This is a genomic window from Mycolicibacterium sphagni, assembly GCF_002250655.1.
In the GTDB taxonomy this organism is placed as follows: domain Bacteria; phylum Actinomycetota; class Actinomycetes; order Mycobacteriales; family Mycobacteriaceae; genus Mycobacterium; species Mycobacterium sphagni.
The window spans coordinates 79,241-92,753 of the sequence record NZ_NOZR01000014.1 but is presented as its reverse complement, the minus strand read 5'-3'; the positions used below and the strand labels follow the sequence as shown (position 1 = coordinate 92,753).

Genomic DNA, 13,513 nt, shown 5'->3' with positions numbered 1-13,513 from the left:
CTCCTCTGCATAGAATGCCGCTATGCCCCAGGATTACACGTTCCTCACCTATGAAGAGCTCGATGAAGGCCGCATCGCGCGCATCATGCTCAACCGGCCCGAGGCGCGCAACGCGCAAAACCGCGGCCTGCTGGTGGAGCTCAACGAGGCATTCCTGCGGGCCGAGGCCGACGACAAAGTCCGGGTGGTCATCCTCGGCGGTCACGGCCCGATGTTCTCCTCCGGCCACGACCTCGGGTCCGCGGTGTCGCGTGCCGAACACACTCCGGGACCAGACCAGCATCCGAGCTTTCAGGTCAACGGTGCCACCCGTGAGGGTGCGGAAAGCCTGATGCTGCAAGAGTGGCATCACTTCTTCTCCAACACCCGCCGCTGGCGCGACCTGCGCAAGATCACCGTCGCGCAGGTGCACGGCGACGTCTACGCGGCCGCGCTCATGTTGATGTGGGCGTGCGACCTGATCGTGGCCGCCGAAGGCACCCGCTTCGCCGACGTCGTGGGCGCCCGACTGGGCATGTGCGGTGTCGAGTACTTTGCCCACCCGTGGGAGTTCGGCCCCCGCAAGACCAAGGAGCTGATGCTCACCGGCGACGCGATGACGGTGGACGAGGCTTATTCACTGGGCATGATCTCGAAGGTGTTCCCTCAAGACGAGCTCGCCGACAAGACTCTCGAGTTCGCCCGGCGGATCGCCGAGGTGCCGACCATGGCCGCACTGCTGGCCAAGGAAGCGGTGAACCAGACCGTCGACAACATGGGCTTCTACAACGCGCTGAACGCCTGCTTCACGCTGCACCAGCTCAACCACTCACACTGGGCTCAGGTGCACGAGAACGGCTGGCCGGTGGGCCTCGAGGAAGACGGCCTGCCGAACTGGCGGACCGCACCGCCGATCGTGCCGGCGGTCAAGGACCAGGTCCGGGCCGAGGGCTGATCCCACATTGATTTGACGCCGGCTGCGCGGTTTCGACCGTGCAGCCGGCGTTGTTTTGTGCGCACGCCGGCCATCACGGCAAAGCACCGTTTGTGGCTCAGCTGAATCGATCAAGTGGTTACATACCCGTCACGCACCCCAAAAACACCTGAGGAGTCCTACGGCAGGCGTTTCCGAGCCCGCCAGCATCGGATTGGTGAAAATGCCTGCTATAGGCTTTAATTCGCAGATCGCGCAAAGCGGCAAATTCCGATTCAGTTCTGATTCCTCAGAGAAATTGAGGTGTAGAACACACCAATTCGCGAAACGTGTTGGAAAACACAGACTTTGGTATGGGCACAAGTTTGTTGTTAGTTTCGGCTGCATGTTTGCTATCGCGACGTTGATGAGCCTGATAACTCAGGTGTCGGGCACGCCGTACATCCCCGGTGGGGACAGTCCGGCTGGCACGGACTGTTCAGGCCTGGCCTCCTGGGTGTCCAATGTGGCAACCGACAGGCCCGTATACGGCAGCCGGTTCAACACCGGCAATGAGGAAGCCGCCCTCCTCGCCCGCGGATTCCACTACGGAACCGCGCCGAACTCTCTCGTGATCGGCTGGAACGGCCGCCACACCGCCGTCACGCTGCCCGACGGCACCCCGGTGTCCAGCGGTGAGGGCGGCGGCGTGCGGATTGGCGGCGGCGGCGCCTATCAGTCGCAGTTCACCCACCACATGTATCTGCCGATGCCCGCTCAGGACATGCAGGACCCGCTGGCACCGCCGGCGCCCGATGCCGCTGATGCTCCCCCGCCGCCCGCCGGTGACATCGTGCCTGCTGTCGCCGAAATGGCGCCGCCGACAGGCGATCTCGCTCCCCAACCCGCTTAGAAAGTCCGATCAATCAGCCGCACTGCTTCCCCCGGCAGTGTGGCTGATTGATACGCAGGCATTAAATCCGCTGCCGCGCAGCGGGTTTCTCAGCCGTCGTCGTCGAGTATCAACGCTTCCTCCGGGCAGGACGCCACTCCCGCGCGGGTGATCTGTTCATCCTCGGACGCAACCTCATGGTCCTCGAGGATCGAATAACCCAAATCATCGATGGGGAACAGCTCAGGATCGACGGCGTAGCACTGCGCATGGCCCACGCATCGGGACCTTTCGAGACGAACCCGCATCGGCTCAGGCTAACCACAATCGTCAGGGGTTGATGGTGTTCTCGCCGACCTGGCGACCCCACACGTATTCGGTGAGCAATGGCTGGCCGAGTCCGAAGTGATTGTAGGGGGCGATCGAGGCTCCGTCGTCGACCACCAAGTAGGGCGCCGGCCAGAAATTGCGGTCGACCTTTTGCCAGCAGCCCGGCGCCCCACCCGGGCCGCCCTGACCATTGGTCCGCGGCAGATTATCGGGATAGACGTATGGATTGGGTGCGCCCAAGATCTCGGTCATCGTGCTCAGCGAGTACCCATTGCCGCCGAAGGCATCCAGCGCAGCGGGTGACACCTCTGCAATATTTCGCAAGCTGCAGAACAGCTCCGGGCTGTATGTGTCCAGAAGCCGCGCGCTGGGCACCAAGTCCGACATGGCGCGAATGAAGTACGGCTTGCCGCGTTCGAAGATATCGGTGCCGGTGTTGCCGAAACCGATGGAAGCCAGCAGCGCGGCGTCGATGTCCTTCTGCTGGGCGTTCAGCGAGCGCGCGGTGGTGACCACGTTGTCGAGTGCGCTCCACAGGTCCGGGCTGGCCTTGATGTAGACGTCGGCAAGATCGGACAGCCGCTGGATGTCCCGGCGGATCTGCGGCATCTGCGGGTTGACGTCATCGAGAACCGCGTTGCCGTTGACGATGGACTGCCCGAACTTGCTGCCCAGCCCGTTGAGCGCTTCGGCAGTCGCCGAGAGCGTCACGTTGAGCTTGACCGGGTCGACTTTCTCCGCGATCGACGTGACGGTCTCGAAGAGCGTATTGAACTCAGTGGTGACCGACGATGCGTCGATCGCCCGGGAATTGCTGATGCGGGCGGCCGACGGGTTCTTCGGTGTCGTGAGTGCCACGTACTTGTTACCGAATACGGTGCTGGCTTTGATGTCGGCGTTGACGTTGGCCGGCATGCTGGCCAGATAGCGGGGGTTGACCTCCAACGACACCTTCGCGATCGTCTTCCCGTCGCGCTCGGCCGAAGCGACCTTGGTAACCCGTCCGATGACCACCCCGTTGTAGGTGACCTTCGAGCCGGCGTCCATCACCAGGCCGGCACGGCTGGAAACCATGGTCAACGCTGCGCTCGGGGTGAGGTCACCGCGAAACTGCAGAAAGATCAGCGTGACGACGGCGGCGATGACAACAAGGAACACCAGACCGGCGGTCTTCAGCGGAGGCCGGTCGCGCCAGCTCACCGCACGGTCCATCCGTAGGGGCCGTCATCCCGCGGGCAACCGCCGGACATGCTGCCTCCCTGACCCCGACCCCAACGAGAAAAGGCACCCGCCTCCCCAACCCCTGGTCGGTGAGACGGACCAAAGGAATGTACCTGATCTTGTACACCGAATGAACAGCATCGACACAATTCGCCGCGACGACCAGACGAACAATTCAGCTTTCGCCATCGTCAATAGTCGAATAGGTCACGGATCGCCTCGGAACATCGCGGGACACAACCGATTCCATGCGGGATGTGCATTATCGCAACTGCCGCCGTAAACACCGAATTGTGCAATCCGTCGAATTTGCTGGGCCCCGGCCCAGCAGCGCGGGAACATCAGGCTCTCCCGAACTGGTGCCAAAGCCACACCGGTTGCCGGTGGAGTCGGGATAATCGAAATCGCCGCCCGGGGTTGTCGCCGGTGCGGGAACCAGCTCAGCGAGGAGCGTGAGACGCAATGTCCATCATCGAAGCGGATGCCACCACCGAGTCCCCATTCGAGCGCGAGGTCGCCGAGACGCAGCGCTACATCGACAGTCCGCGGTTCGAGGGAATCACCCGGCTCTACACCGCGCGGCAGGTCGTCGAACAGCGCGGCACGATCCCGGTCGACCACACCGTCGCGCGGGAAGCCGCCGCCGCGTTCTACAAACGCCTGCGCGAACTCTTCTCCGCCAAGAAGAGCATCACCACCTTCGGCCCGTACTCGCCGGGCCAGGCCGTGACCATGAAGCGGATGGGCATCGAAGGCATCTACCTCGGCGGCTGGGCGACGTCGGCCAAGGGCTCGACCACCGAGGATCCCGGCCCCGACCTCGCCAGCTACCCGCTGAGCCAGGTTCCCGACGAGGCCGCCGGGCTGGTGCGTGCACTGCTGACCGCCGACCGCAACCAGCAGTACCTGCGCCTGCAGATGACCCCCGAACAACGCGCGGCAACTCCAGCCGTCGACTATCGGCCGTTCATCGTCGCCGACGCGGACACCGGCCACGGCGGAGATCCGCACGTGCGCAACCTGATTCGGCGCTTTGTTGAAGCGGGCGTGCCCGGCTATCACATCGAGGATCAGCGTCCGGGCACCAAGAAGTGCGGCCATCAGGGCGGCAAGGTGCTGGTGCCGTCCGACGAGCAGCTCAAGCGGCTCAACACCGCCCGCTTCCAGCTCGACATCATGAATGTGCCGGGCATCATCGTGGCTCGCACCGACGCCGAGGCGGCCAACCTGATCGACAGCCGTGCCGACGAGCGCGACCAGCCATTCCTGCTCGGCGCGACCAACCTCAAGGTTCCGCCGTACAAGTCCTGCTTCCTGGCGATGGTGCGCTCGTTCTACGAGGCCGGAGTCACCGAGCTAAACGGGCACCTGCTCTACGCCCTGCCGGACGGCGAGTACGCGGTGGCCGATGCGTGGCTGCGGCGCCAGGGCATCGTCGACCTGGTCGCCGAACAGGCCGCCGCCTGGCGCGACGGCCGGGAACGCTCGCTTGATGCGCTGTTCGACAAGGTCGAGTCCAAGTTCGTCGACGCGTGGCAGGACGACGCAGGGCTGGACACGTACGCCGACGCGGTGGCCGAACTTCTGAAGTTCCGCGAGGGCGAGGGCGAGACGCACGAGATGAACCCGGCGGAGTGGCTCGCGTTCGCCAATACGGCGTCGCTGTACGCCGCCAGGGAGAAGGCCCGCGAACTCGGTGTGGATGCGCCGTGGGATCCCGAGCGCGCCAAGACCCCCGAGGGCTACTACCAGGTGCGCGGCGGAATCCCGTATGCGATCGCGAAATCGCTTGCCGCAGCACCGTTTGCGGATATTCTCTGGATGGAGACCAAGACGGCCGACCTGGCTGACGCCCGCGAGTTCGCCGAAGCCGTGCACGCGGTGTACCCGGAGAAGATGCTGGCCTACAACCTGTCCCCCTCGTTCAACTGGGACACCACCGGCATGAGCGACGAGGAGATGCGCGCCTTCCCCGAAGAGCTGGCCAAGATGGGCTTCGTCTTCAACTTCATGACCTACGGCGGTCACCAGATCGACGGTGTCGCCGCCGAGGAGTTCGCGACGGCCCTGCGCCAGGACGGCATGCTGGCGCTGGCTCGGTTGCAGCGCAAGATGCGATTGGTCGAATCGCCCTACCGCACACCGCAGACGCTCGTCGGTGGGCCGCGAAGCGATGCCGCGCTCGCCGCGTCATCGGGTCGCACCGCGACCACGAAGTCGATGGGCAAGGGATCCACGCAGCATCAGCATCTGGTGCAGACCGAGGTGCCCAAGAAGCTCCTCGAGGAGTGGCTGGCGCTGTGGAGCGAGCACTACCAGCTCGGTGAGAAGCTGCGGGTGACGTTGCGGCCCCGCCGGGCCGGTGGCGAGGTCCTCGAGCTCGGCATCTGGGGTACCCGAGATGACGGCGGCGAGGAAGAGCTGCTCGCCAACGTCCTCGTCGACCCGATCAAGGACCGGCACGGCCGCAGCATCCTGACGGTGCGCGACCAGAACACCTTTGCCGAGAAGCTGCGGCAGAAGCGCCTGATGACGCTGATCCACTTGTGGATGGTGCACCGGTTCAAGGCCGACGCCGTGTACTACGTGACGCCGACCGAGGACAACATCTATCAGGCCGACAAAATGAAGGCGCACGGCATCTTCAGCGACGTCCACAAGGACGTCGGCGAAATCATCGTCGCCGATGTCAACCACGACCGGATCGCCGAGCTGCTCGAGCCTGACCAGGCGGCACTCAAGCGGCTGATCGCAAAAGAGGACTGAACCCGCCTACTTGTGCATGCCGCCACTGGCGGTGATGTCGTCGCCGGTGACGAACGATGACGCCGCGCTCGCGAGATAGAGCGCCGGGCCGACGATCTCGTGGGTGTTGGCGATCCGGTTCTGGGAGTTGAGACTGGCCAGCCAGGCCAGCGCTCCCGGCTGAAACTCTTCGGCGCGTTCGAGGATGTCGGTCAGGAACGAGCCGGGGCTGAGTATGTTCGCGCGAATCTTCCACGGCGCCCACACTTTCGACATCATCACCGTCAAGTGGCGCAAGGCGGCTTTGGAGGCGCCATAGGCGACTGCCTCCGGGCTGCCCTCGTAGCCCTGGGTGCTGCCGATATTGATGATGCTGCCGCCGCCGGCGTCCCGCATGACCGGCGCGACGCACTGACTCATGCGGAGCACGCCCTCGAGGTTGACACTGAACACCTTGCGCCACAGCTCCAGCGAGACGTCGTCGAGCGACTGGATACCGGGATTGATGCCGGCGTTGTTCACCAGGACGTCGACCCGGCCGAAATGCCCGACGACGCGTTCGACGCAGCCGGGGATCGCGTCCCAATCCCCCATGTGGCAGCCGAGGCCGATCACGTCCCGCCCGGTGGCCGACCGAATCTGTTCTGCCGCAACGCTAGACCGATCCGGATCGCGCCCGGTGACCACGACGGAGGCGCCGGCGTGCGCGAATCCCTCGGCCATCGCCCGCCCTAGACCGCGCGTCGAACCCGTCACGATGGCGACCCGTCCGGTCAGCGAGAACAGCTCGCGCGGATCCGGCATGTTCATTCCAGCACCCTCTCGTCGGCGACCACCCGATACCGTACTGGAAGTATTACGGTAAGCATGCCCAATTGCCGAGCGGCTACCGGCGCCCGTCGTCGAGGTAGGCGACGATCGCGTTGGTCAGCCCGCGACGGGCCTCGTCAAGATCTCCATAGCTGCCGAGTTGCTTCTCCGACGCGATCCCGCGCATCGCGCCGGGAATCAGCCAGGCCATCTCACGGATGCGCTGCGGGTCCACGTGCAGATCCGCGAAGGCTTTCTGGCAGGTCTCCTGCCACCCCTGCCCCCACGAGAACAGTTCGGCGGCAGTCTGCGGGTACTCCCGTTCCAGATCGGCATGTTCTCGGGGCAGCGCTGCGCGCAGGTTCTCGATCGCACGGGAGTCCCGGTTGGTCAGGCCGTCGTAGAGCGTGTCGATGATGCCGGCCACGCGGTCGCGAAGGCTCGCCGATGTGTCGGGCGGAGTGAAGATGTTGGCCCGCCGCTCCGCGGTATAGCGCAGCACGGCTGCCCAAAAGCCGTCGGTGTCGCCGAATTGATACTGCACGGTGCCCCACGTCGCGCCGGCCTCCTTGGCGATGCGGTTGGCCGAGACAGCCCCCGGATGACCGGACGCGAGTGCGGTCAGCGCGGCCTCGAGCAGGCTCTCGCGCGTGGCCGAACCGCGCTTGTTCGGCCGTCGCCGCGCACTGTCCGCTTCCGCCATCCCGGGATCGTATCCCAGATTCATTGACACTTCTATGAACTATTTCTAGACTCGCCTGCGTGGCAAAACCGTCTCTGTCGATGAAGCCCACCGGCTGGTTCCAAGTGGCGTGGTCCGACGAGATCGCGGTGGGCGAGGTCCATCGGATGAAGTACTTCGACACCGATATGGTGGCCTGGCGCGCAGAGTCGGGCATGGTGACCGTGATGGACGCCTACTGCGAACATCTGGGCGCCCACCTCGGCTACGGCGGCACGGTGGTCGGCGAGGTCATTCAGTGCCCGTTCCACGGGTGGCAGTGGAACAACGAAGGGCGAAACGTCTGTATCCCCTACCAGGACAGGCCGAATCGCGGTCGCCGCATCCCGACCTATCCGACGGTCGAACGCAATTCGTCGGTGTACCTCTGGTACGACACCGCCGGCCGTGAGCCGTATTTCGACGTGCCGGACATCTTCGGCGACTTCGGCGACGACAGCACCGCCGCCGACTACTACCCGCAGGCCCGGCTGTACCGAACCCAGCTTGAGTTGCATCCGCAGTACGTTCTCGAAAACGGCGTCGACTTCGCACATTTCAAGTTCGTCCACCAGACGCCGATCGTGCCGCTCTTCACCCGGCACGACTTCGACGAGCCGGTCTCGTATGTGGATTTCACCATCACCTTCGAAGGTGATGAGGGCCAGATCATCGACGACATCAACAGCGGCGTCGAGGCGATCAACGGCGGGCTCGGCGTCGCGGTCACCAAGAGTTGGGGCATGGTCGACAACCGCACCATCTCGGCGGTCACCCCCGTTGACGAGAACACCTCCGATGTCCGGTTCATGGTCTACATCGGCCGTGTGCCTGGCGACGACAGCCCGAAAGCCGAGGCCAAGGCGCAGGCGTTCGGGCAGGCGGTGATCGACCAATTCGCCGCCGATATCGAGATCTGGCAACACCAGCGCTACACCCACCGGCCGGGATTGGCCGCCGCAGAATTCGACGGCTTCACTGCAATCCGCAAGTGGGCCAACCAGTTCTACCAACCCGATCACCAAGGAGAACCACAAAGTGTCAGCCAATAAGCCGATTCGGGTGTTCCAGGTGGCGACCGGAAACGTCGGCACCGAGATGATCAAGCGGATCGGAGAGCACCGCGATCTGGAGCTGATCGGTCTGCACTGCTACTCCACGGACAAGATCGGCCGCGACGCCGGTGAAATCGTGGGCTTGGCGCCGATCGGTGTCACCGCAACAGGTTCGGTCGACGAGATCATCGCGGCCAAGCCCGATGTGCTGACCTTTCACGGTGTGTTTCCCGACGAGGATCTCTACGTCAAGGTGCTCGAGGCAGGTATCGACATCGTCACCACCGCCGACTGGATCACCGGCTGGCACCGCGACACCAACCACCCGCATCCCTCCGGCAAGAAGGTGTCGCAACTCCTCCAAGAGGCCTGCGAGAAGGGTGGTTCCACGTTCTACGGCACCGGCATGAACCCCGGCGTCAACCAGATTCTCGGGGTGGTCTGTTCCGCCGACGTCGCCGAGATCGAGAACATCACCACCATCGAGTCCGTCGACGTGTCCTGCCACCACTCGCAGGAGACCTGGAAGGAGGTCGGCTACGGCCTGCCAGTCGACGACCCGTCATTGCCGGGCAAGCTCGAGAAGTACACCCGCGTTTTCGCCGACAGCGTGCTGATGATGGCCGACTGTTTCGACCTCGAACTCGACGAGGTCAAGTTCACTTACGAGCTCGGCGCCTGCACCAAGGACGTCGACCTCGGGTGGATACAGATGCCCAAGGGCTCGCTGGGCGGCAACTACCTGAAATACCAAGGCATGGTGGACGGGGTGCCCCGGGTGGAGACGCACCTCGAGTGGCAGATGACCCCGCACACCGATCCAAGCTGGAACATCCGGGGCTGCTACATCACCCAGATCACCGGCGATCCACACGTCTACAACAAGCACATGATCTTCCCGAAGCCCGGCGTCGATCTGTCCAACCCGGACTCGTTCGCGTCCATCGGCATGACGGTCACCGGCTTGCCGGCCCTCAACGCGATCCGTGCGGTGGTGGCTGCCCCGCCGGGGCTCATCACGAGTGCGGACCTGCCATTGCGCGGATTCGCCGGCCGATTCAAAAAGTAACGCCCCGAATGGGCGTTCGCTGATGCGCCCAGGAGCGAACTGAATACCCAACAGTATCGGTCCGGATTCGGTTCGGCGAACAGAAGATGAACACACAGTTCAACGGCTCAATCGGCGGTGGGCTTCGACATTTTCACTGGGGCCGGATGCGGAATCGGCAGCAACCTCACGTACCGTCGATGGCGGGTTTAAGCCCCCCTCTGGCGCCGGACAGAAGATAGCGAAGCGAGTTCAACCGCCGGAATTGTCCAGATAGAGTGCCGTCCGTGGGCAGACATCGGTTAGCCAAGCCACGGCGCCGGTGGTCTGTCGCCGTGGTTGTGTTCGCCGTACTGCCGGTGGCCGCCATGCTCTCCGCCAGTAGCGGCGCGCTGCCCGCCAAGCTGACCCAGAGCCACCCGCGGTGCTGCGCCGAACTGGTGGCCGCGGGCCCCTTGGATCTGAAGGCCGAATTGATCAGCGGACATTACGTCGTAATGACCCAGGCCGAACTGGTGGCCAGCAGAAGCGCCGTCAACCGCACGATCTTGCGTGCACTTCCCGCGGGCGTCGGTATCGAAAAGGGTTTGCAGATCAAGACGATCCTGGCCGAGCGTCTCGTCAGCGCCTACTTCCCGGAGATCCGCACCATCGGCGGAGTACGGCCGGACGCGTTGAAATGGCATCCCATGGGCATGGCCATCGATGTAATGATCCCGAATTATCAGAGCCCGGAAGGCAAAGAGCTCGGCGACCGAATCGCGTCCTTCGCGCTCGCCAACGCTGACCGGCTCTCGCTGAATCACGTGATCTGGCGGCGTGTCATGTATGACCACAACGGCAAGCCGTCCCTGATGCCTAATCTCGGGGGCGATGACGCGAACCACTACACCCACGTGCACATCGCCACAGACGGCGGCGGCTATCCCACCGGCGGCGAGACATACTTTGGCTGATTTCGGCGCGAATTCAGGCGCCCAGCGCCGGTTAGCGCGCCGAAGTCTGCTGGTATCCGCTGCAGCACTGGTCATCGCAGTCCCGGTCGCGCACGCGGACGAGCCGTTCTGGGGCGGCTGGTACAAGATCACCTTCCATACCGACCAGAAGTCGGGCACCAGTATCGCGGCCACGCAGCAGGAAACGCCCTACACCGCTTCGTACAAGATCACGACGGACTGTTCGTCGGGCACCTGCATCGCCTCGGCTCTCGACGGGCCGACGCCCAAGGACAACGTCGCGCAATCCACGACATTCGCGTGGACCGGTTCGCAATGGTCGCGGTCGAACAGCTGGCGATGGGATTGCACGCTGCCCGACGGCACGATCACCTACGACCCGGCCAACTCGGTGACCGCCTACACGCCACAGCCAGACGGATCGCTGGCCGGCACCTTCCAGACCACGATCGACAGCGGCGCCTGCCAAGGGACCGTCGTCATCCCGGTGACCGCGGTCCCGTCCGCCTAGCCTCGACCCCTAGGGTGCCAAGGATGAATCGTCTCGATCGCTTCTTCGAGATCACCGCTCGCGGCACCACGATCGGCGCCGAGCTTCGAGGCGGCGTGGTCACGTTCATCGCGATGGCCTACATCGTCGTGCTGAATCCGATCATCTTGTCCGGTGCCGCCGACGTGGCGGGCAACAAGCTTGGTTTCGCCCAGGTCTCGGCCACCACATCACTGGCCGCCGGGGTGATGACCATCCTGTTCGGTGTTTTCGCGCGGCTCCCGTTCGCATTCGCCGCGGGGCTGGGGATCAACTCATTCCTGGCGACCACCGTTGTCGGTACGGTCAGTTGGCCCGAGGCGATGGGTCTGGTGGTCATCAACGGCCTGATCATCGTCGCGCTGGCCGTCACCGGGCTGCGCAGACTCGTATTCGACGCCGTACCAATGCAACTCAAGCTGGCGATCACGGCCGGCATCGGGTTGTTCATCATGTTCATCGGGCTGGTTGACGCCGGGTTCATCTCCGCCACCGGATTGCCTTCTCCCCCAGTCGGACTCGGTGGCGGCGGCCACGGATCGATCAACACCATCCCGACGCTGGTGTTCGTGTTCACGCTGATGGTCACCGGAATCCTCGTGGTGCGCCGGGTCCGCGGGGGCATTCTTATCGGGCTGGTGGCCGGCACCGTGGTCGCGGTCGCCATCGAGGCGATCTGGCATCTGGGCTCAGCGGCCCACCGGCCCGGTGGCTGGACATTGTCGGTTCCGACGCTGTCCGGGTCACCGTTCGCCCTGCCCGACCTGTCCCTGGTGGGCGCCCTCAGTTTCGACAGCTTCGGGCGGATCGGCATCCTGGCCGCCACGATGCTGGTGTTCACGTTGGTGTTCGCCAACTTCTTCGACGCGATGGGCACATTCACCGGGCTGTCGCGGGAAGCCGGTCTCGCCGACGACCGCGGGAACTTCCCCCGGCTGCGCTCGGCGCTCATCGTGGAAGGCGCCGGCGCGGTAGTCGGTGGTGCCACCTCGGCGTCGTCGAACACCGTGTTCATCGAGTCCGGCGCAGGCATCGAGGAAGGTGCCCGCACCGGACTGGCCAACCTGGTGACCGGCACGCTCTTCCTGGCCGCGATGTTCGTCGGGCCGCTGGCCCAGATCGTGCCGACCGAGGTCGCCGCGGCCGCGCTGGTCATCGTCGGCACCATGATGTTCTCCCAACTGCGCCACGTCGACGTCTCGGAGTTCTCGGTCGCGCTGCCCGTGGTGCTGACAGTCGCGGTGATGCCGTTCAGCTATTCCATCGCCAACGGCATCGGTGTCGGGTTCGTGACGTGGGTGGTGGTGCGGTCCGCGGCCGGCAAGGCCAGGGAGATCAGTCCGTTGTTGTGGATCGTCGCGGCCGGCTTCGTTCTCTACTTCACCCGCGGCGGAATCGAATCACTGCTCGTCAAGTGAAAATTCAGATGCCGGCCGGACGGAGACTCGGTTACTGGATTGCGATGAGATTCAGCTGGATTCCGGGGTGGGCGCCGACCGGGCCGCCGCTCATCGGCGTTATATGCGGAATCGTCGGCAAATCACGGCGCACCACTTCACGGCGCAATCATGACCTAGTCTGTGTCCGCGGTGTTCGTGCCGCCGGCACTGAGGAGGATCTGGATATGCGCACGCTGAAGATGGCGACGCTGGTCACGGCGATCGCAGTCGCGAGTGCTCCCGGTATCGCCGTGGCGGCGCCGAAGAACTACTGCGCCGACCTCAAAGGCGTCGACAACGGCCAGACCTGCCAGATCCAGCAGTCCAATCCGGCCTACCAGGTCAGCATCGGCTTCCCCAGCGACTACCCCGACCTGAAGTCGATCTCGGACTACGTCAGCCAGACCCGGGACGGCTTCCTCAATGTGGCCAAGAGTTCCAACCCGCTCAACGTGCCCTACGAGCTGGACATCACCGCGACCAGCTACAGCTCATCGGTCCCGCCGCGCGGCACCCAGTCCGTCGTGCTGCAGAACTACGAGAACATCGGCGGCGCGCACCCGGAGACGTCGTTCAAGGCGTTCAACTGGGATCAGACCTACCGCAAGCCCATCACCTACGACACGCTGTGGCAACCGGGCGCCGACCCGCTGAAGGTCGTCTTCCCCATCGTGGTCTCCGAATTGCAGAAGCAAACCGGCCAGCCGGTCATCGTCGACCCGACCACCGGCATGGACCCCGCCAGCTATCAGGACTTCGCGATCACCAACGACGGCGTGATCTTCTTCTTCAGCCAGGGCCAGCTGCTGCCCGAAGCAGCCGGCGCAACCCAGGTACTGGTTCCGCGCGCGGCCATCGACCCGCTACTGGCCTGA

Annotated in this window: 13 protein-coding genes; 9 read left to right on the top strand and 4 right to left on the bottom strand. The window is 64.3% G+C overall.

Annotation, left to right across the window (positions count from 1 at the left end; genetic code table 11):
* The first annotated feature begins 22 nt into the window (after positions 1-22).
* A complete protein-coding gene (locus CG716_RS17160; protein ID WP_094481714.1) occupies positions 23-934 on the top strand; it encodes an enoyl-CoA hydratase in 912 nt (303 codons plus the stop codon).
* Positions 935-1,298: 364 nt separating this feature from the next.
* Positions 1,299-1,805 carry a peptidoglycan endopeptidase gene (locus CG716_RS17155; RefSeq protein ID WP_420093199.1) on the top strand — a complete coding sequence of 169 codons (507 nt, stop codon included), beginning with the start codon at positions 1,299-1,301 and terminating at the stop codon, positions 1,803-1,805.
* An 89-nt stretch (positions 1,806-1,894) separates the two neighbouring features.
* On the opposite strand, the gene CG716_RS17150 is transcribed toward CG716_RS17155, so the two are convergent.
* Both CG716_RS17150 and CG716_RS17145 read right to left on the bottom strand, forming a co-directional pair.
* Positions 1,895-2,092 carry a ferredoxin FdxE gene (locus tag CG716_RS17150; protein ID WP_094481712.1) on the bottom strand — a complete coding sequence of 66 codons (198 nt, stop codon included), beginning with the start codon at positions 2,090-2,092 and terminating at the stop codon, positions 1,895-1,897.
* A 22-nt stretch (positions 2,093-2,114) separates the two neighbouring features.
* On the bottom strand, positions 2,115-3,326 hold the full coding sequence (locus CG716_RS17145; protein WP_094481710.1) for an MCE family protein: 1,212 nt from the start codon (positions 3,324-3,326) through the stop codon (positions 2,115-2,117).
* A 471-nt stretch (positions 3,327-3,797) separates the two neighbouring features.
* On the opposite strand from CG716_RS17145, the gene aceA reads away from it, so the two are divergent.
* The gene (aceA, locus tag CG716_RS17140) at positions 3,798-6,101 is read left to right on the top strand and encodes an isocitrate lyase ICL2 (RefSeq protein WP_094481708.1); all 2,304 of its coding nucleotides are present in this window, start codon (positions 3,798-3,800) and stop codon (positions 6,099-6,101) included.
* A 6-nt stretch (positions 6,102-6,107) separates the two neighbouring features.
* On the opposite strand, the gene CG716_RS17135 is transcribed toward aceA, so the two are convergent.
* Entirely contained in the window at positions 6,108-6,890 is a 783-nt protein-coding gene (locus tag CG716_RS17135; RefSeq protein ID WP_234817881.1) for an SDR family NAD(P)-dependent oxidoreductase, read from the bottom strand.
* 76 nt (positions 6,891-6,966) lie between these two features.
* On the bottom strand, positions 6,967-7,593 hold the full coding sequence (locus tag CG716_RS17130; RefSeq protein ID WP_094481812.1) for a TetR/AcrR family transcriptional regulator: 627 nt from the start codon (positions 7,591-7,593) through the stop codon (positions 6,967-6,969).
* Between the two features lie 59 nt (positions 7,594-7,652).
* On the opposite strand from CG716_RS17130, the gene CG716_RS17125 reads away from it, so the two are divergent.
* The 6 genes from CG716_RS17125 (at position 7,653) to CG716_RS17100 (ending at position 13,513) form a co-directional block, all read left to right on the top strand.
* Complete coding sequence (locus CG716_RS17125; RefSeq protein ID WP_165774187.1) at positions 7,653-8,663, top strand: aromatic ring-hydroxylating dioxygenase subunit alpha; 1,011 nt, start codon at positions 7,653-7,655, stop codon at positions 8,661-8,663.
* 46 nt (positions 8,664-8,709) lie between these two features.
* Positions 8,710-9,735: an NAD(P)H-dependent amine dehydrogenase family protein gene (locus tag CG716_RS17120; protein ID WP_094481810.1), complete on the top strand. Its 1,026-nt coding sequence runs from the start codon at positions 8,710-8,712 to the stop codon at positions 9,733-9,735.
* Positions 9,736-10,001: 266 nt separating this feature from the next.
* A complete protein-coding gene (locus tag CG716_RS17115; RefSeq protein ID WP_094481704.1) occupies positions 10,002-10,670 on the top strand; it encodes a VldE C-terminal domain-containing protein in 669 nt (222 codons plus the stop codon).
* Positions 10,663-11,181 (top strand): Rv2253 family sensor-like surface protein, encoded by a 519-nt coding sequence (locus tag CG716_RS17110; RefSeq protein WP_094481702.1) that lies wholly within the window; start codon positions 10,663-10,665, stop codon positions 11,179-11,181. Before CG716_RS17115 ends, CG716_RS17110 begins: the two co-directional genes overlap by 8 nt.
* Positions 11,182-11,204: 23 nt before the next feature.
* A complete protein-coding gene (locus CG716_RS17105; RefSeq protein WP_094481700.1) occupies positions 11,205-12,617 on the top strand; it encodes an NCS2 family permease in 1,413 nt (470 codons plus the stop codon).
* A 206-nt stretch (positions 12,618-12,823) separates the two neighbouring features.
* Positions 12,824-13,513, top strand: a complete 690-nt coding sequence (locus tag CG716_RS17100; protein WP_094481808.1) for an esterase — start codon at positions 12,824-12,826, stop codon at positions 13,511-13,513.